Annotated in this window: 12 protein-coding genes and 1 tRNA gene; 8 read left to right on the top strand and 5 right to left on the bottom strand. The window is 39.3% G+C overall.

Features of this window, described 5'->3' with window-relative positions; all coding sequences use genetic code 11:
- Window positions 1-5: 5 nt before the first annotated feature.
- From CWB62_RS09535 to CWB62_RS09515, 5 genes are all read right to left on the bottom strand, one after another.
- On the bottom strand, window positions 6-839 hold the full coding sequence (locus CWB62_RS09535; protein ID WP_138529467.1) for an MBL fold metallo-hydrolase: 834 nt from the start codon (window positions 837-839) through the stop codon (window positions 6-8).
- Entirely contained in the window at window positions 840-7,571 is a 6,732-nt protein-coding gene (locus CWB62_RS09530; protein ID WP_138556284.1) for an Ig-like domain-containing protein, read from the bottom strand. It lies immediately after the preceding gene.
- Between the two features lie 40 nt (window positions 7,572-7,611).
- The gene (locus CWB62_RS09525; RefSeq protein WP_138528581.1) at window positions 7,612-8,724 is read right to left on the bottom strand and encodes a FecR family protein; all 1,113 of its coding nucleotides are present in this window, start codon (window positions 8,722-8,724) and stop codon (window positions 7,612-7,614) included.
- Window positions 8,725-8,736: 12 nt separating this feature from the next.
- Window positions 8,737-10,062 carry a porin family protein gene (locus tag CWB62_RS09520; RefSeq protein WP_138528579.1) on the bottom strand — a complete coding sequence of 442 codons (1,326 nt, stop codon included), beginning with the start codon at window positions 10,060-10,062 and terminating at the stop codon, window positions 8,737-8,739.
- Between the two features lie 244 nt (window positions 10,063-10,306).
- Window positions 10,307-10,382, bottom strand: a tRNA-His gene (locus CWB62_RS09515).
- A gap of 274 nt (window positions 10,383-10,656) precedes the next feature.
- Between CWB62_RS09515 and CWB62_RS09510 the strand changes: the two genes are divergently transcribed.
- The 8 genes from CWB62_RS09510 to gmd all read left to right on the top strand — a co-directional run bounded on the left by CWB62_RS09510 (window position 10,657) and on the right by gmd (window position 20,741).
- On the top strand, window positions 10,657-11,475 hold the full coding sequence (locus CWB62_RS09510; protein WP_058428275.1) for a mechanosensitive ion channel family protein: 819 nt from the start codon (window positions 10,657-10,659) through the stop codon (window positions 11,473-11,475).
- A 27-nt stretch (window positions 11,476-11,502) separates the two neighbouring features.
- Entirely contained in the window at window positions 11,503-12,285 is a 783-nt protein-coding gene (locus CWB62_RS09505; protein ID WP_010555578.1) for a DUF481 domain-containing protein, read from the top strand.
- A gap of 122 nt (window positions 12,286-12,407) precedes the next feature.
- A complete protein-coding gene (locus tag CWB62_RS09500; protein ID WP_138528577.1) occupies window positions 12,408-15,077 on the top strand; it encodes an SLBB domain-containing protein in 2,670 nt (889 codons plus the stop codon).
- A 79-nt stretch (window positions 15,078-15,156) separates the two neighbouring features.
- Window positions 15,157-16,125, top strand: a complete 969-nt coding sequence (locus tag CWB62_RS09495) for a Wzz/FepE/Etk N-terminal domain-containing protein (RefSeq protein WP_502704954.1) — start codon at window positions 15,157-15,159, stop codon at window positions 16,123-16,125.
- A 48-nt stretch (window positions 16,126-16,173) separates the two neighbouring features.
- Entirely contained in the window at window positions 16,174-16,644 is a 471-nt protein-coding gene (locus CWB62_RS09490) for a GDP-mannose mannosyl hydrolase (protein ID WP_138528575.1), read from the top strand.
- 45 nt (window positions 16,645-16,689) lie between these two features.
- Window positions 16,690-18,102, top strand: coding sequence for a mannose-1-phosphate guanylyltransferase/mannose-6-phosphate isomerase (locus CWB62_RS09485; protein WP_138528573.1), 1,413 nt, complete (start codon window positions 16,690-16,692; stop codon window positions 18,100-18,102).
- Window positions 18,103-19,560, top strand: a complete 1,458-nt coding sequence (locus tag CWB62_RS09480; RefSeq protein WP_283235019.1) for a phosphomannomutase — start codon at window positions 18,103-18,105, stop codon at window positions 19,558-19,560.
- A 50-nt stretch (window positions 19,561-19,610) separates the two neighbouring features.
- Window positions 19,611-20,741 carry a GDP-mannose 4,6-dehydratase gene (gmd, locus tag CWB62_RS09475; protein ID WP_138528571.1) on the top strand — a complete coding sequence of 377 codons (1,131 nt, stop codon included), beginning with the start codon at window positions 19,611-19,613 and terminating at the stop codon, window positions 20,739-20,741.
- Window positions 20,742-20,743: the final 2 nt, after the last annotated feature.

The following is a 20,743-nucleotide window of genomic DNA, read 5'->3' as shown; positions in this document are numbered from 1 at the left end:
GGCATTTAAAATTCAAAAACGCGCCCCTCTCGACCACATTCAATACATACATCGTTGCCGTAGCTGGTTTGTAAGTAGCTTTCTATTTCGCTTAATTGCTCATCGGTTCTTGCAGGATCATGACTGATTATCACCATGTTTTTAACTTTTGCGTTTATTGCAAGCTGTGCAACTTGGTCAATAGTGCTATGGCCCCAACCATGTTTTAATGGTAAGTCAGCATCAATAAGCTGAGCGTCATGTATTAGTAGGTCTGCTCCTTCAATAAATGCAGTCCACACGCTCATACTTGTGGTAGTTTGCAAAGGTGGGTTAAGTTCGTTATCGGTTACATATGCTACCTTAGCGCCATCAGCAAATAAGCAATAAGCAGTTCCGCCACCAGGATGATTTAGCGGGGCGGTAGATACAGAAAAACCATTAAGGTTAAATTGCGTCTGCGCCGTAAGCTCTGTATTGAGCGTAATATTTGAAGGTAAATCTTGATGGCGTACAGGAAAATAAGAGCCACTCATTTGTTCTAAGATAGCGCGTTGAGTGTTTTTATCGTCAACATTACCTGTAACAATAGTTATATCGCGATGTGGTTGATATATCGGTTTAAAAAAAGGAAAGCCCTGAATATGATCCCAATGATTATGAGTGAGCAAAATACAGATTGGGCTTTGTTGTTCGAGTAATCTCTCTCCAAGTTTTGCTATACCGGTACCCGAATCTAATATCAGCGCATTGCCATTATTTTGTGTTACATAGGTGCAAGATGTGTTGCCACCAAATCGATGTGTATCGCTACCAGGTGTTGGCATTGAGCCCCTAACTCCAAATAATTCGACTTTCATTTATGGCTCAACTCCATCGGGATAAAAATCAAATTTAGATACACTCACATCATTAGAGTTACCATTATCGCAAATGCTACTTACAACCACCTGAGTATCGCTTTGTAAAATAACGGAGCTAAATGTGAGTGAGTTTGTACACAGGTTGGTTTGATAATAACCAACGCCACCAGTCCCAAATACACTATCAAGTTCACCATTTACAGTTATACGTGCAATGACGCCTTGGTTGTTACCAACGCCTACAAATACAAGTTTATTAGTGGTATCAAGCTTGGCATCTTTAATTAAAGTATTGCCGGTTGCAGCTAAACTGTATTGGCCAACGCCATTTTCAGCGAAGCTTGTATCTAGCGTACCTGAAGAAAGCAAGCGAACAACATTCGCTTTATCAGGTGTACCAACTAGGTTTGCCACTAAATAGATAGCGCCTGATGAGTCGGTCAGTATGCTTGCTACTTTATTATTAATGTTAGGCGTATCGGTGCCTGAGTATCTAAATAACTCATTGCCGGTTAAGTTAAGTTTGAGCGCAACTAATGCTGAGTCAGCACCTATTACTAATTTACCAGCAATAAAAATTTCATCGTTATTAATGTGAACTTTAGAAAAATACTCATCGTTTAGCCCTAATAAAATACCTTCAGTGCCAAAGTTTGTAGCAAGTACTCCTTGAGCCGTAAGCATCATTGCAAATGATTGTGTATTTGCAGATTGCGTTGCAGTACCAACTGCAACAATATTGTTGCTATTGGTTATTGCTACATCTTCTAAAGTAAGCGCTTCGGTATTTTCAATATTAGTTACATAAATGCCGTCGCTTGCAAATGCTGTGTCGAGGGAGCCGTTTTGGTCTACTTTGGCTACAAAGCCTTGCGAGCCATTGGTGGTTTTTTTAGTACCAGCAAGTAATAAGTTGCCATTGTTTAATTCAGCTAACGCAATGTGTTGTGAGTTTAACTCAATGGCAATTTCTTTATGGCCCGTTTCACTAAAGCCTGTGTCAATTGCTCCTGTGCTGGTAAAGCGTGTTAATACCAATTTTATTACACCGTTAGTTTCGGCTGTTGAGGCAAGCATATATTTACCTGCTTGAGCGCCATTACTAAGTTGTATCAGTTTTATTGATTGATCGTTTGATGCATCGGTTATTTCATCAAGTGTTAAATAACCTGTGTTATTGAAATTAGTAAATAATGCGGCCTGATCGGTTAAAGCTCCAATAAATGGTTTAGCGTTGGTGTCGTCATTAATGCCAGCGACCCACAAGGTATCGTTAGAGTCGATAGATGCTGTATTTATAACTTGCTTAGCATCTAAATCAGCCAGAATGTTAATTCCAGATTCACCGTAATTATCATCAAGTGCACCTGTTGAGCTTATTACACGTGCTGTGAATATTTGCTCTGAAATAGGTACGCCTGTTGTGCCCGAGAGCATTATTTCATTTTTAATCGGTTCGTACTGAATACCAGTTATTTGAGCGCCGCCATTACCCGCACCGCTGTTGCCATCAATGTTATAAATTGCAATTCCGTCGGTATCAAAACTAGTTACAAGCTCGCCATTTTTATCAATGGCTAACACAACCGCATCTTTTTCGCCTGAGTTTCTTGTTACATAACCACCTGCAAAAGCAGTAAAATTAGAATCAGCTAAACCACCAATGGCAAATAACTCATCGTCTTTGTTGTTACCTGGCTGGCCTAAGTCGCTTGATAAGTTAATGATAAGCGTATCGCCCCCATTAAAACTACCGTCGTTATCTCCATTTGCTTTTAAATAACGTATTAGCGAGTTTTTAGTGCCATCAGCATCGGTAACGCTACCCACAACTAAATAGTCTGAGTTTTCAAAGTTTTTAACTGCGTAGCCTTCATCATCACGATTAGCGCCACTGACATCAACAATTGCGGGGGTAGAGTTTTCAAATGACAAGTCGTCGGTTTTATAATGTACCCACAGGCTATCGGTTTGAGTACCATCAAAGTGTTTGCCTACAGCAAGTAATTTATTACCGTCAATTTCAAGGTCATTAATAAAGGTGGTACTGTTTAGCGTTGTACATTGTATGCCGGTACTACTTTCAACGTCATCATCATCGTCATCATCTGAGCCGGTTCTTAATGTCCCTGCAAGATCCATTTTAAGTACACACGCTTCATTATTACTGCCATCAAAACTAGAATAGGCAATAAATAAATCGGTGCCATCGGAAATAATGGCGGTGGCTTCTTCATCTTGCTCTAAATCAAGTGTTTTGGTGCCTGTGCTATTAAACGCGGTATTTGCATCGCCGTTATTTGTGTACGAAACAACAAGAATGTCTTTATCAGCATTATTGGTAAAGCCCACAAAATATAGGTTGTTATTAAGCGCTAAGCTGTCGTTAAATTGCCCGCTTGAAAATACACTACCTAAATCGAGCGGCCCTGAAACAGGGCGACCAAATGATGCATCTTCAACAGGGATTAGCGGCTCGGTAACATCAAGGATATTAACCGTGATATTAACTGTTGTGGTTTCATTAGGAGTGCCGTTATCTGTTACTTGAATATTTAATATATATTGAGTTTTTGTTTCATAGTCAAAAGGGGTTTCGCCATTCACGCTTAAAATGCCAGATGATGCATTTAAGTTAAATAAAGCAAAATCACCGCCGGCTAGTGCATAGGTTAAATCTTGATTTTCAATATCAGTGGCAACAATGGTTCCAATTGTGTCGGAATCAGTTGCATCTTCATTAATACTAAAGCTTTGTTCAGCTACCGCTGGTGCATCGTTTACTGGGTTGACGGTAATCGCTAATGTGCTGCTAGCCGTGCCAGCATTGTTATCACTTATGGTGTAAGTCACAGTTGCTACACCATTTGCATTAGCCGCTGGCGTGTACTGAATTTGGTTATTAACAATAGTTGCTGTGCCTATATCTGCACGCGCAGTATTTATTACTAAGCTGTCGCCATCCACGTCTGAATCGTTTGCCAGTACATCAATAGTAATAGGCGCAGCGTCTTCATCCATGGTTGCAGTATCGGCGGTAGCAACGGGGGCGTCGTTTATCGGGGCAACTGTAATGGCTAATGTGCTGCTAGCCGTGCCACCATTATTATCACTTGCAGTGTAAGTCACTGTTGCCACGCCGTTTGCATTAGCAGCAGGCGTGTACTGAATTTGGTTGTTTATAATAGTTGCCGTGCCTACATCGGCAGTGACATTACTGATCACTAAGCTGTCGCCATCCACGTCTGAATCGTTAGCCAGTACATCAGTAGTAATGGGTGCAGCATCTTCATCCATGGTTGCAGTATCGGCGGTAGCAACGGGCGCATCGTTGATTGGGTTGATAGTAATCGCTAATGTACTGCTAGCCGTTCCACCGTTGTTATCAATTGTAGTGTAAGTTACCGTTGCAACACCATTTGCATTGGCAGCAGGCGTGTACTGAATTTGGTTGTTTACAATAGTTGCCGTGCCTATATCAGCACTCGCAGTGTTTATTACTAAGCTGTCGCCATCCACGTCTGAATCATTCGCCAGTACATCAATGGTAATGGATGCAGCGTCCTCATCCATGGTTGCAGTATCGGCGTTAGCTACGGGGGCGTCGTTTATTGGATTAATGGTAATCGCTAATGTACTGCTAGCCGTGCCAGCATTGTTATCACTTATGGTGTAAGTTACCGTTGCAACACCATTTGCATTAGCAGCAGGCGTGTACTGAATTTGGTTGTTTACAATAGTTGCTGTGCCTATATCTGCACTCGCAGTATTTATTACTAAGCTGTCGCCATCCACGTCTGAATCGTTAGCCAGTACATCAGTAGTAATGGGTGCAGCGTCCTCATCCATGGTTGCAGTATCAGCAGTCGCAACTGGCGCATCGTTGATTGGGTTGATAGTAATCGCTAATGTACTGCTAGCCGTTCCACCGTTGTTATCACTTGCAGTGTAAGTCACCGTTGCTACACCATTTGCATTAGCAGCCGGCGTGTACTGAATTTGGTTATTAACAATAGTTGCCGTGCCTATATCTGCACTCGCAGTATTTATTACTAAGCTGTCGCCATCCACGTCTGAATCGTTTGCCAGTACATCAATATTAATAGGCGCTGCATCTTCATCCATGGTTGCGGTATCGGCAGTGGCAACGGGGGCGTCGTTGATTGGTAAAATAGTAATGCTTAGTGTTGAAGTCGCACTTGCATTTTGCGCATCTGTTATTGAATAAGTTACCGTTGCTACACCGTTTGCATTGGCAGCAGGCGTGTATTGAATTTGATTCTCAACAATTAGTGCAGTGCCACTATTTGCAGAGACTTCGCTTAATATTAAGCTGTCGCCATCAATATCTGAATCATTAGCTAACACGTTAACGAATAATGTAAGTGCATCTTCATTAATTGTAATGAGGTCAGTATTTGCAACTGGCGCGTCATTTACAGGCGTTACAGTAATTGTAACGCTGGCAGAACTGTCTTTTTCACCAGGCGATCCATTTTCATACCCATCAGTAATACTGTAGGTAAGAACAGTTTGGCCAGAAAAGTTGGCAGGCGGGGTATATTCAATTTGCCCATTAACAATGCTTGCTGAGCCAAGTGTGCTATTTACATTAAATAGTGTAATGGTATCGCCGTCAGCATCGGTGTCATTTGCTAATACATTAAACAGTTTTGCGCTGCTATCTTCGGCTATGGTGAACTGATCATCGCTTGCTGCAGGGAAGGTGTTATTTCCACTTTCACTCAGGATTACTTGAGCGGTTGCGGTAAGGCCCTGCTCATTTGAAATTGAATAAGAAAAGCTATCAACACCAGAAAAATCACTATTAGGTTGATAAGTAAATGAACCATCACTATTTAAATTGAGCGTGCCGTTTTGAGGCACTGTAACAGGTGTGGTGTTAACAGTAAGTTCGCCAGTTTCTATATTAAAGTCGTTGGCTAGTAGGCCACTTTCAGCTGAGGCTGAAAATAGATTGTTTCGGCTAAACTGATATGCATCGTTTTGCGCAACCGGGTTATCTGGCTGGCTATTTACAATGATAGTGACAGTCGCTGTTGCACTCGCACCTAAAGAGTCAATGGCTGCGTATTGAAACTGATCTACCCCATTAAAGTTAGCATCAGGTATGTAACTAAAGCTGCCATCAATGCTAAGCAAAAGTTGCCCGTGAGTAGGGGCAACTATAAAGGTGTCGTCTACCGTAAATGTGTCACCGTTAGGATCGATATCATTACTAAGTACCCCATTTTCAGCAGAGACAACAAGCGTATTATCTTCGTTTACGTTATAACTATCGTTATTAGCAACGGGGGCCGAGTTAGTATTGGTGCTTACAATAAATACACTTGCTGTAGCTTCACCGCCTTGGTTATCAATAACTTTATATTGAAAGTTATCTTCACCTTGCATATTTGGTTCGCCTTGGTATTCAAAGCTACCGTCAGCAAATAAGGTTAGCTGTCCGCGCAGCGGCTCATTAACAGGCGCTACATCAACCGTAAGTTCATCTAAATCAACATCGCTATCATTACCTAACAAACCGGGAGCTGAAACAGTTAACGTACCATCACTTGAAATACTATAGGTATTGTTTAGGGCAGTAGGCGCATCATTAATTGGGTTGATAGTTATTGCCACAACCGCGGTGTCGGTTCTGCCTAGCTCGTTAATAATTTGATAGCTAAATGCATCTTCACCATTAAAGTTAAACGCAGGCTGATAAGTAAAGTTACCCGATTCGGTCATAGTTACTGTGCCATGCGAAGGGGCTACTAATACTTGTGTATTTGCACGCAGTTGTCCGCTATACGGATTCGCATCGTTTGTTAGTATATTACCTTGAAGGGTAGTATCTTCATCAATTTCAAATATATCGTTGTTAGCTGTTGGGGCAAAAGCAAGTTCTCCGCCTACGGGAGCAATGTTTATTAAGTTAGAAAACCCACTTTCACCACTGCCATCTACACCTGTTATAAGAGCTTGGTAGCTTTTGTTTATAATCGTATTTGGTATTGTAAAAAAAGGGTTCGAAATGCTTAAAAATTGTTGGCCATTTTCAAGTTCATCAACATTAGAAGGCGACACTCCCGGTTGGGTGGCAATGTACACGTTATAACGGTTTAGCTCAGTGTTCGCTTGCCAAGTAAGGTTAATACCTTGATCTTCGCGTTGAGCTGTCACTCCCTCAATTTGATGAGGTTGCCAGCTAAACGTAATTGCATCGGCAAGTACTTGGTTTTGGAGTGTATCTGTTATCCATATTTCTAAACGTAACTCTCCGGCAGTAGCACCATACATAGATGGGCTAAGGCCAATAACAGAACGCTCGTATTCATTACCACAATCAGATGAGCAAATAGGCAGGCTTTTATTAACACTTGGCAATACTAAGTTTATTTCGCTAATGCCGTCGGGATCGCGGGCGTTAAGTAAAAATGAAACATTACCCTGTACTGTTTCTGTTTGAGTAAAGCCAATAGTAGCTTGCGAGTTTGCTAGTGCTGAGCCCACAGCGCCGCGACTCGCGGTATTTTCACCTAAAACCTGTATTTGTGTTGTTTTATTACTGGCTAAAACGCCCGCTAAATTTAAATAACTTGCAACTGCTGGTGGGTTAACTGAAGATGTAGGCGCTTGCGCTTGAGGTTGTTGCTCATCTGAGCCTCCACAAGCACTTAATGCAAACATCATTGAACCAAGCAAAAGGTGTTTTTTTGCGGTCATTATTTAATACTCCAAAATAAAAGCGGCCTATCCAATGTGTTTACGGTTCTAATATAAAAGAGCCGCTCGCGTTTACATCTGGATTATTAATTTCATTAAGCTGAAAGTTACCAATAATGGTATCTAGGTCATTCAAAAACACCGCGTCTATGTCACCTTGTGCTTTATTGTTTCCGTATGAGGCAAACGTAATAGCTAAATCTAGTTTACTCAGATTTATTAAACCACTGTACGCCGCATACCAAGTACCGCCGGCATCATTAAAGCTAATTTCGCCATCGGGCACTGTCCCATTGTCAAAATCAACGGCCATAGTCATAGAAAAGTCGGTGACGCCTCCTGCACTTGAAGCCACACTAAAATCAGAAGCGTTGTAGTTAAAAATACCTTGGCGCTGAGCTATTTGGTCAACTAAAGATGCATTATCTACAGCCTGAAATTGCTGCTCAGAGTATGCAGCTGCTGTGCTATCATCTTCTAAAATAGCGTTGTTTGTTGAGGCTGTTTGAGTTTGCTCTGTTTCTTCACTTTCACTATTAGGCTCAATAGTTGCAACGGTTTGATCAAATACAGCTGCGGCACGCGTTGTTGTAAAAACATCACCAGTCCCTGTTATTTGTGCAAACGAAAATGCTTCATTATCGCCCAGCGACAGCACATTATTATTTGTAAGTGTTAGGTCGATAGCCCCATCCCACACAGCTATATATACATCACTACCCACTAACTGGACTTCAAAGTGCGTGCCACGAATACCAATTGACCCTACAGGGGTTTTAACGTCATAAGCACCGCCATTTTTTTTAATAACGCCAGATATAGAACGCAGGCCGCCTTTGAGTAACTCAATAGATGCAGACCCTTGTTGTGTGTTTTTATCAAACTGGTAATTGGCTATATTAAGTTCTGAATTTTCTTTTAAAGAAATTAAACCGCCATCTAACATTGAAAACTGCGCTTTACTTTGGTTGCCAGTCGTTATTCGGTCTATACCAAAAACAGTATCACGACGCTGCAATTGACGTTGTTGGGTTGCCTCATTTGTTGCTAATACAGAACCACGGGCCAAAATTGTTTTACCCGCAGGCTCACTTGCTTGCGCATAAAAATTTACACAAAGTAAGGCGGTAATGATAGGAAGTATGTGTTTCATAAATACCTTAAATTAAAATGAGTAAGAGGCGCTTAAATTAATGTCTAAACGGTCGTATTCGAACAAAGCAATATTGCTGCTTTTATCCTGGTAGTTAGTGGTTAGTTGCAACGCAAAATCACGACTAACTAAGTAGCGAACAGTAGCCGAGAGCATAAGTAGATTATCGGCACGTTCTTGCAAAAATAAAGGATGATCTTCTTGATAATTAATCCATTGGTAACCAGCAAGTGAAAGTAATTGCCAATTTTTGGCTAATTGAGTGTTGGCTTGGTAGTACACACTGGTGCTTTGGCGACTATTAAATTCTCCCTGAGTTAAGTCTGCGTCTTCATTTTTAACATTGACACTAAAGCGGTTAAACCAATGCTGTGTTGAATAACTTACTCCAGTATTAATCGCATAAAATGTATTATCGAGCTTGTCGTCAAATCGGTTGTTTAACTCCCCCCCACTGAGCGCTGCAAAAAGGGTAATACCGTCTGATAACGCAAAATCAGCCCCCAAGGTTATAGCCGACTCAGCTCTATAAAGTTCTGAATCAAGTATTAAAGGCGTTGTTGAAGCCTGAACGTGCCAATTAATACTTCCAATATCATAATGGTATGCAGCACTAAAATGGGCATTAACGCGGTCATACTGACTCAGTTCGGCGAATTTGTACCACCCAGCGTTAGCGTTTATTACTACAGTGCTTTGTTGGTTAATAGGATAAGAGTATTTACCTGAGTAATTAAGCTTAGCGTAACTATCATCTGTGCTTTTGCTTTCAGGAGATAACAAAAATTCCCCAATTTCAGGAATTATAATTGTATCTTCTGTAGTGCCTGCATTTACGTTGCCATCAACACCTAACGCAAACTCAATATTTTGAGAATAAAAATCACCGGCTCGTTTACTCTGTAAAGCGACCCTATCTAACAATGCCTGTGCAGAGGTTTTTATGGTGTTTGGCGCCATAGATGAGTTAATAAGTATTAAGGCTTGATTTTGTGCAGCAGGAAAGTTTTTTACCAACATGTAAGCGCGAGCTAAAAATAAACGGGCTTCATACCACTTTGGGTTGCTTTCAATGGTGCGCTCAAAAGCAAAAATAGCCTCAGCAGTATGATTTAACTTTAAAGCAGAAACGCCTAACAAAAAATCATAAGTGGGCTCGCCTAAATACTGGTTTTGTTCGTGGCTTAGCTGGTAGGCTTGGTGATATTTTTTTTCAGAGACTAACTTTTGTACATCGATTAAAAACTGACTGTAGCTGTTAATATTTTGTGCAATAGAACTAAAACTGAGGGCGGTTAAATAACTACATAGGAAAAGCTTTAGAATCGGTTTAATCATACTTAGTTATATATCTTGAAAAGTGTAGATATATTTTACAGTAAAAATAGGTTTTGAACAGAAAATAAGCGGTTTTTAATGGAAATACATAATAAATTCAATGATATTTAATTTTAATCATCAATATCAATTTATCGAAGATAATATAGGGCTAACAAATGGAAGATATAATTGGATTAAAAAAGCTTATGTATGGTGATTAACGTGTAGTTTTTATTCACAGGGGAAGGTTGTGGAGAAAAAATGGGGCGATTGACGGGGCTTGAACCCGCGACAACCGGAATCACAATCCGGGGCTCTACCAACTGAGCTACAACCGCCACTACACACCTTGTTTGGTGTGGCGCGCATAATACATAAAATAATAAACCTTGTGAAGCCTTAAATTAAAAAAAATTAAATTTAAAAATAAAATCTAAAAATTCACTCTCGTACAGCGAAAGTTCAGTAATGCTTGTTCAAGCTATGCGCGGCTAAAAGTCATAAATAATAAGCCATATATATAGTATGAATTCATTAATAAATGAGAACAAATTGTAAATTAATGTATAATACTATCCGGAAAAACACTAATCAAAAACATTTGGAGTAAACATGGATTCAGTACTTAATTGGCTTAATGATAACTCAGGCTTAATTTTACACTATAGTATTCAAGCAGTTGTTGCGCTTATTATCTTTTTAATAGGCAGTAGGGTTGCTAAGTTTTGTTCTAACTTAACAGAAAAGGGCTTTGCGAAAAAACAAGTAGATAAAGCGGTTGGCTCTTTCGTTGCAAGTATTGTGTATACCCTTGTATTTGCATTAACAGTACTAATGGCGCTTTCGCAAATTGGTATTGAAACAACGTCATTCATTGCTATTTTAGGTGCAGCCGGCTTAGCGGTAGGTTTAGCGTTGCAAGGTTCACTGTCTAATTTTGCGTCGGGTGTACTAATCATTTTACTTCGTCCGTTTAAATCGGGTGATTTTGTAGAAGCCGGTGGCAAATCTGGTACGGTTAAAAAAATCGAAATATTCTCTACAGAACTTCGCACACCAGATAATAAAGTAATTATTGTGCCAAACTCTCAAATTATGTCAGGTGCGATTACAAACGTATCGCGCGAATCAACTCGCCGTATCGATTTAGTAATTGGTGTTGGTTACGATGCTGATTTACGTCAGGCAAAAGAAGTATTAAAATCAGTACTTGATGCAGAAACACGCTTACTTACAGACCCTGCTTATACCGTAGCTGTTTCTGAACTAGGTGATTCAAGCGTTAACTTTGTTGTGCGTCCTTGGGTTAATGCTGCTGACTACTGGCCTACATATTTTTCATTAATGGAAAATATTAAAATTGCATTAGACGACGCAAATATTTCAATTCCATTTCCGCAAATGGATGTTCATTTACACAAGCAAGACTAATTTTTAGTATTAAATAGGTTATTTTTAATGAAATTAAAGCTTTTATCAGTGTTAGTTGCAGCATCTGCTGCGACTAACGCTTTCGCTGAAGATGCAGAGCAAAAAACGTGGGAAGTTACCAGTGAGCTTGGTGCTATTGTTACTAGTGGTAACACTGAAACAACAACGCTTAAAGGTGGTATTAAAGTACAACACAACCTAGAAAGCTGGAACAACGAGTACAAGCTTGACGGTATCTACAAAGAAGATGAAGTTGACGATGCAAACGGTAACAAAGTTACTCAACGCACAAACGAAAAGTACTCAATTTCAGCCCAAGGTAACTATAAATTAAATGAAGAGCATTCTCATTTATTCATTTATGGTTCACACGTTTCAGACTACTTTGGTGCATACCGAAGCGAATCTGTAATTTCAGCGGGTTATGGCTTACGTTTGTTAAATGAAAAAACAATGTGGTTAAGCGCAGAGATTGGTCCGGGTTACAAATACTTTGAGTACCCAGATGACAGCACTGAAGTAGACGAAAATGGCAACCCGCTTGCCGGTGAGTTTGAAGGTGAAGTGATTGCCCTTGGTAAATTAGACTACAATTGGCAAATTTCTGATAATGCACGTTTTACGCAGTTAGTGGCGGTTGAATACGGTGACACGAACACTAAAACACGTTCAGAAACGGCATTACTTGCTAAAATTAATGGCTCTCTACAAATGAAAGTGGCTTTTAATGTTACCAACAACTCAGACGTTGCTGATGACAAAGAAAGCACAGACACAGAGACGTCATTTACACTAGTTTACAGTTTTTAACCAAAACCATTAAATTAGTGACACTAAAATGACAAAAGGGGCGAAAGTCCCTTTTTTATTTGCCTCAGATTAATGTATTATAGCCACCAATTTTGGTTGTAGACCTAGGGATATACCTACTCGTGAAAGTTTTTACACAATTATTAAGTGCTTTTGTTCTTTTATTTAGCATCAACGCTATGGCTTTTACGCCAACTGCTTCGCAGCTAGAGCAATTTAAAAAACTACCTAAATCACAGCAAGAAGCCTTAGCTAGGCAGTATGGTGTTGACCTTTCTTCAATCACAGGATCAAATCAACCAAGCAATCAAACACAAACCGATCAGCCAACGATTGGCGAACGCGAAGAACCACAGCGAGCAGAACTCAGCGATGACGAGCGCTTTAATCCAAAAAAAGATGAATTAAAACCATTTGGTTATTCACTGTTTGCCGGTGAGCCAACCACTTTTATGCCAAATGAAAGCGCAGCAGTTCCTGATACTTATTTAGTCGGCCCTGGTGATCAGTTAAACATTAACTTTTATGGTAAAGAAAGTGAAAGTTTTGATGTTACAGTCGATCGTGAAGGCAGAATTAGCATTCCTGATTTAACACCAGTCCAAGTAGCAGGCTTAACGTTTGCAGAAGTAAAAGCGCTTATTAATGCTAAGGTAGAGCAAGAAGTTATTGGCGTAAAAGCGTTTGTATCGCTTGGGCAGTTACGCAGTATGCGTATTTTAGTATTAGGTGAGGCTTACAAACCGGGTAGCTATAGTGTTTCGTCTTTAACCACCGTATCGCATGCATTATTTGTAAGCGGTGGTGTATCTGACATTGCTTCTCTTCGTAATATTCAAGTTAAACGCGCCGGTAAAGTGGTCAGTAACTTTGATTTATACGATTTACTGATCAAAGGTGATAGCAGTAAAGATATAGTATTAAAACCTGGGGACGTTGTATTTGTACCTTCTGTTGGTTCACAAGTAACGGTTGAAGGCCTTGTAAAACGCCCTGCTATTTTTGAACTTAAACAAGGTGAAACGGCTAAACAACTTTTAAACATGGCCGGCGGATTAAAACCAGAGGCTTATGCTAAAAACGTGGTTGTTGAGCGTTTTAATAATCAGCGTAAAGAAATACTCTCTGTTGATTTTAGCAAAAGTAACATTAACTATATTCCACAAGATGGCGACCGAGTTCGTTTTAATTCGGTAAGTTCACAATACGAAAACTCAATCAGCCTAATTGGTGCTGTTGCCCGCCCAGGCAGCTATCAGTGGTATCAAGGTAAACGCATTTCAGATGTACTTAAGTCTGTGCGCGGCGATTTACTCCCACAGGCAGATTTAAGCTACGGTTTATTAATTCGTGAAACAAACATTAATGGTGACATAGAAGCCCACCAATTTGACGTAGCGCAAGCGATTATTAAAAACGCAGACAATAACCTAGCGCTTAAAGCGAATGACAAAATCATCGTATTTAGCCGCTTTGAAGAAAAAGAAATAGAAAAAACAGCGCTTGAAAACATGGCGCTAAGCCAAGAGCAACAAGAGCAGCAACTTAAAGCTGAGCAATGGCATAAGTTTAAGCAAAAAGAGTTTGAAAAATACATTGGTATAAATCAAGAAGAAAAAACCATTACTGAAAGTGGGCAGGCGCTTACAATTGCTGATATTTCAAAACGTAAAGCTAATGAACAAGCGCAAGAATTAAAAACTGAGGACTATGCCTTTTTTAGTCGCCATAACTTACTCCTTCCTATTATCGAAAAGTTAAAACAGCAAGCATCAATAGCGCAAGCTATGCAGCTAGTTGAAATTAACGGTAACGTCACTTATCCAGGTATTTACCCGCTGACCGTAAGCGGCGAAGTAGCCGACCTAGTAACGGCAGCAGGTGGCTTATTAGAATCGGCTTATACTAAACAAGCTGAAATTACGCGCATTGTTTTAGGTGATGCCTCTCAGGTAGAACATGTACGATTTGATCTTGAAAGTGCTCTAAAAGGTGAGTCACAAAACAATATTAGCCTTCGTAGTAAAGACAGCATTAACATTTTCTCGATTCCTAACTGGCAAGAAAATGTAAAAGTAGAGCTAAAAGGCGAACTGAAATTCCCGGGTACATACACCATTCGCCGTGGTGAAACGCTTACTGATTTACTTAAGCGTGCGGGCGGTTTTTCTGAGTTTGCAGAACAAAATGCAGCAATATTTACCCGTGTTTCTATAAAAGAGCAAGAGCAACAACAACTAGCCCGCTTATCAACCGAGTTACGCCGCGATATTGCTTCTAAAAGCTTTCAAAATTCAGTAAGTGGTAACTCTCTTTCATACGATGAGATGGATAAACTACTAACCGATTTAGCCAGTGTTGAAGCGGTAGGGCGTTTAGTTATCGACTTACCACTGATTGTTGAAAACAAACAAAACTTAGTACTTCAAAATGGCGACACGTTATATGTACCAAGTAAACGTGACTCTATAAGCATTATTGGTGAGGTTAACTACTCTACATCGCACCTTTATAAAGCCGGTGTAAGTGTAGATGATTACATTGACCTAAGCGGCGGCCTTAAAGAGCGAGCAGCAGAAGACCGCATTTACATTATTAAAGCCAACGGCTCTGTTGAAATTCCAAATGCAGGAGGCTGGTTCGCGGCTAATAATGCAAACCAGTTAGAGCCAGGCGATACAATAGTAGTACCAATGGATGCAGGACATATGGATAAGCTAACATTGTGGAGCACTGCAACGCAGATTATGTATCAACTAGGTGTGGCGGTAGCTGCAATTAGCGGTATTTAGCGCTAGTTCTGCAAAGCGCTTTTAAGAACAACTTTATTTTTCAATTATTTTTATGTGATATAAAATAGTTGCAATTTTTATGGATAAGCACTTGAGTACAACAATGCAAAATAATGAGTTTTCAAAAAACAATCTTCAACATGATGAGATTAATATTCAAGAGCTTATCAGTATCGTTTGGCAAGGCAAATTGGTTATTTTTATAGTGACTACCCTTTTTGCCGTTTGCTCTGTGTTTTATGCTATACACCAGCCAAATATTTATAAATCTGAAGCTCTTCTTGCGCCCGCGGAAGAAAATAAAGCAGGCGGATTAAGTGCTCTAGCCGGTCAATTTGGTGGCTTAGCAAGTCTAGCAGGGGTCAATATAAACAACTCTTCAGGTAACAATAGTCAATTGGCAGTTGAAATACTCAAGTCACGTAAGTTTATCAGTGAGTTCATCAAAAGGCATGCACTAATGCCAGATTTATTAGCTGTAGAAACGTGGGATTTAGCTTCTAATACTATTGCCTATAACCCTAAATTATATAACAGTCAAAGTAAAGAATGGGTGCGTGAGGTCACGTATCCTAAGAAACCAATTCCCTCGATGCAAGAGGCTTATAAGCAAATAATGCAGTTAATTAATATTGATATGGATGTTGAGACAGGTATGACAAGGTTGTCTGTAGAACATCAATCCCCTTTTATTGCACAGCAGTGGGTAAATTGGTTAGTACACGATATAAATGAAGAGATGAAAGAAAGAGATGTTTCTGAAGCTAATAAAAGCACTGAGTTTTTATCTGCGCAGCTCAAAAAAACAAGAGTTGCTGATATCAGAGCGGTTTTGTACAAGTTAATAGAAGAACAAAGTAAGACAATTATGTTTGCAAACGTTCGCGATGAATATGTTTTTAAAACAATAGATCCTGCTTTAGTCCCTGAAGAAAAATTTAAGCCTCAACGAGCAATAATTTGCATTGTTGGAGTTTTATTAGGCGTTCTTCTAAGTATTATTTTTGTTATTAGTAAAAACTTCATACAACAAAGTAGGAAGCAATAATGTTTTTAAAAACTATCTCTGTACAAAAATTTATATTGAAAGGCCCTTATGCTACCTACTAGTACATTTAAAACGGTCGTAAAATCGACTCCGTTAATATCTATAGATTTAATAGTTCGGGATAAGAAGAACAATATTTTATTAGGAAAGCGTAAAAACCGCCCAGCTAAAGAGCAGTGGTTTGTACCTGGTGGAAGAATAATAAAAGATGAAACGTTTGAAACTGCGTTTCAGCGTTTAATAACAGAGGAATTAAACCTCCTCTGTGTAGATTCTAGTTTTAAAGGTGTATATCAGCATTTTTATAACGATAACTTTTCGGTAGAGCATTTTTCTACACATTATGTAGTACTTGCATACGAAATCTTTTCTCATAGTGGCCTATTAAAGCTACCCACAGACCAACATTCTAAATACAAGTGGTTTTCTGAAACTGAACTACTTCTAGATGCGCAAGTCCATGAACACACTAAATGGTACTTTCAGGATGAAAAGTGTGCAGATAGAAAGATAAAGTAGTAAAAACTCACTTTTAAATTATAAATAAAAATTGGATGAAATTTTATGATTACCCCTATTATTATGGCAGGAGGCACTGGCTCTAGGCTATGGCCACTATCAAGAGAGTTATATCCTAAGCAGTTTTTAACTGTGGCAACAGAAGTTTCAATGTTACAACAAACTGTAATGCGCTTGAATAATATTGAGCACACCAAGCCATTACTAATTTGTAACGAGGAGCATAGATTTATTGCCGCAGAACAGATGCGTGTTGCTAATTTGGAGCATGCTGGAATAATTTTAGAGCCGGTTGGACGCAATACAGCACCAGCGATTGCTTTAGCTGCACTACAAGCATTAAACAGCGCTCATGATGGTGAAGACCCTGTTTTATTAGTACTGGCTGCGGATCATGTTATTGAAGACATAACAGCATTCGAAAAAGCGGTAAAAAAAGCGCTGCCAATTGCAATAGATAATAAATTAATTACTTTTGGGATTGTGCCAACCGCACCGGAAACAGGTTATGGCTATATTAAATTGGGAGAGCAGTTTGACTCAGCCTTTACTGTAAATCAATTTGTTGAAAAGCCAAATTTAGAAACTGCTGAAAAATATATAAATAGCGGTAATTACTTGTGGAATAGTGGCATGTTTATGTTTAAGGCAAGCCGATATATTGAAGAGCTAGCCAAATATGCTCCTGAAATATTAAGTGCTTGTGAGCGTTCTATAGCGACCCAATCTGAAGACTTAGAGTTTATTCGTGTGAATAAGGAAAGTTTCGAATGCTGCCCCGATAATTCAATTGACTACGCTGTAATGGAAAAAAGTAAAGACGTTATGGTTGTGCCAATGGATGCTGGGTGGAGTGATGTTGGTTCTTTTTCAGCATTATGGGACATTTCAGATAAAGATGCTAATAAGAACGCGCTGAAAGGTGATGTAATTACTATAGAATCTACTAATAACTATATCAATGCAGAAAATAAATTAGTGGCTACTGTAGGTGTTGATAACTTAGTTGTTATTGAAACTAAAGACGCCATATTGGTGGCGAATAAAGATAAAGTTCAAGATGTAAAAAAAGTCGTTAACGAACTAAAAAGACGTGGTCGTACTGAACATAAGATACACCGTGAGGTTTATCGTCCATGGGGTAAGTATGATTCAATTGACCATGGTAAAAGAGATCAAGTTAAACGTATCACGGTCAACCCTGGTGAAAAGTTATCGATACAAAAACATCACCATAGATCAGAGCATTGGATTGTAGTCTCTGGTACGGCAAGTGTTTTAAACGGAGATAAAACTAACTTGGTAAGTGAGAATGAATCAACATATATACCTTTAGGAACAATACATGCGTTAGAAAACCCAGGGAAAATTCCGCTTGAAATGATCGAAGTACAGACAGGGAGTTATTTAGGGGAAGATGACATTGTTAGGTTTGAAGACCGCTACGGGCGAGTTTAAATGGTTACACAAAAAAATAGTATAAACAGTACCCTCGATAGTAAAGAAACCATTGAACAAAGCGGTATAAAATTTGGCACGAGTGGAGCTCGAGGGCTGGTTACTCAGTTTACGCCAAATGTATGTGGTGCCTTTAGTATTGCTTTCATCAAATGTATGCAGCAGCACTATAAATTTACAACGATAGCGATAGCAATTGATAATCGCCCTAGTAGTTACGCTATGGCTCAAGCTTGTAGCTCTGCTTGTGAACAATTAAATATTAAAGTTGTATATTATGGTGTTTTACCTACACCTGCGCTTGCTTACAAGGCAATGAATGATAGCAATCCAGCTATAATGGTAACAGGCAGTCATATACCTTTTGATAGAAACGGTCTTAAGTTCTACCGTCCCGATGGTGAGATCAGTAAATCTGATGAGAAATTCATTACAAAACAGAGTATTGAGTTTAATAGTGTTAAGCCATCCTCTAGCTTGAAAATTGATAGCACTGCCGCAACTAAATATATTGAAAGATATACAGCTGTGTTATCAAGCACTTCCTTAAAGAATAAGCATATTGGCATTTATGAACACTCTAGTGCAGGCCGAGATTTATATTATAAGCTTTTCGAGGCTTTGGGCGCTAGAGTTACTCGCTTAGAGCGCAGTGATGAGTTTGTTCCAATAGACACTGAGGCCGTATCGCATGAAGATACAATTAAAGCTTTAGAATGGGCGCGTCACCACCATTTTGATATGATTTTTTCAACAGATGGTGACGGAGATCGTCCCTTAGTATCAGATGAAAATGGGGCATGGGTACGTGGTGATGTTTTAGGTTTATTATGTGCAATGACACTAAAAATAGATGCATTAGCAGTACCTGTAAGTTGTAATACTGCTATTGAAAAGTGTGGTCTTTTTAAGCATGTATATAGAACCAAGATCGGCTCCCCCTATGTCATAGAGCAGTTTTCGCATTTATCTAAACATTATAAAGTAGTCGCAGGCTTTGAAGCTAATGGCGGTTTTTTGCTTGGTGCTGATGTTGTACTCAATAACACAACACTTAAATCATTGCCTACCAGAGATGCAGTTTTACCTGCGCTTATGCTTTTATTAGCCGCAGAAAATGAATCAATCTCAAAAGTGATAGAGAGACTTCCAGCGCGTTTCACCTTTAGTGAAAGACTCCAAAATTTTTCGAAAGAAAAAAGTGAAAAAATAATAAAGCTCGGTAATGAAGATCCAAGTATGTTACTAAAATTATTAGGCTTTAAAAACATAGAGGTGGAATGTCTTGATGATACTGATGGTGTCAGAATAACTCTTGTAAATGGAGAGGTAATACATTTACGCCCATCAGGTAATGCCCCTGAGCTTCGTTGTTATGCAGAAGCAGATACTTTATCAAAAGCTAATCAGCTTGTTACGAATATATTAACCGAAATAAAAAGCCTAGAGCTTAATTAAATATAGATTTTGTTTCGACTGAAAACGAAGTCTAAGTAAAGGAATTGAAAATGACACAAAAAAAAGTTGCACTGATCACCGGTATTACAGGCCAAGATGGCTCTTATTTAGCTGAACTTTTACTAGAAAAGGGCTACGAAGTTCATGGCATCAAACGTCGTGCATCATCATTAAATACAGAACGCGTTGATCACATTTATCAAGATAGCCACGAAAAATCTCAAAGCTTTTTTTTACATTATGGAGACTTAACGGATTCATCAAATCTAACTCGTATTATAAAAAATGTGCAGCCAGATGAAGTCTATAACTTAGGAGCTCAAAGCCACGTAGCGGTTTCGTTTGAGTGTCCGGAGTATACAGCTGACGTTGATGCTATGGGAACACTTCGTTTATTGGAAGCTATACGCTTCTTGGGTCTTGAAAAGAAAACTAAATTTTATCAAGCATCTACCTCAGAGTTGTATGGAGAAGTTCAAGAAATACCACAAAAAGAAACAACCCCGTTTCATCCTCGCTCTCCATACGCAGTAGCTAAAATGTATGCTTATTGGATCGTCGTGAATTACCGTGAATCTTATGGTATGTACGCATGTAATGGAATTTTATTTAACCATGAATCTCCTCGTCGCGGAGAAACATTTGTTACGCGTAAAATTACACGTGCAATTGCTAATATCTCTCAAGGTTTAGAAAGCTGCTTATATTTAGGCAATATGGATGCTTTACGAGATTGGGGGCACGCAAAAGATTACGTTCGTATGCAATGGATGATGTTGCAACAAGATACAGCGGAAGACTTTGTTATTGCGACTGGAAAACAGATAAGTGTGCGTGAGTTCGTGAAGCTATCAGCTAAAGAAGCTGGAATAGAGCTTGAGTTTTCAGGTCAAGGCATAGATGAGATAGCTACTGTAAAATCAATCACAGGTGATAATGCTCCCGCAATAAGTGTTGGTGATGAAATTGTTAAAGTAGATCCTCGTTATTTCCGCCCTGCAGAGGTAGAAACGCTACTTGGTGATCCATCAAAAGCAGAAGCAAAGTTAGGCTGGACTCCTGAGATCACAGTTGAGCAAATGTGTGCAGAAATGGTAGAAAATGACTTAGAGAAAGCAAAACAACATGCAATTTTAAAAAAGTATGGCTTCGATTTAGCCGTATCTATTGAGAATGCTTAACT

Origin of the sequence: Pseudoalteromonas sp. S408 (assembly GCF_005886645.1) — a bacterium.
GTDB lineage: Bacteria > Pseudomonadota > Gammaproteobacteria > Enterobacterales > Alteromonadaceae > Pseudoalteromonas.
This window is presented reverse-complemented; position numbering and strand designations above follow the sequence as displayed.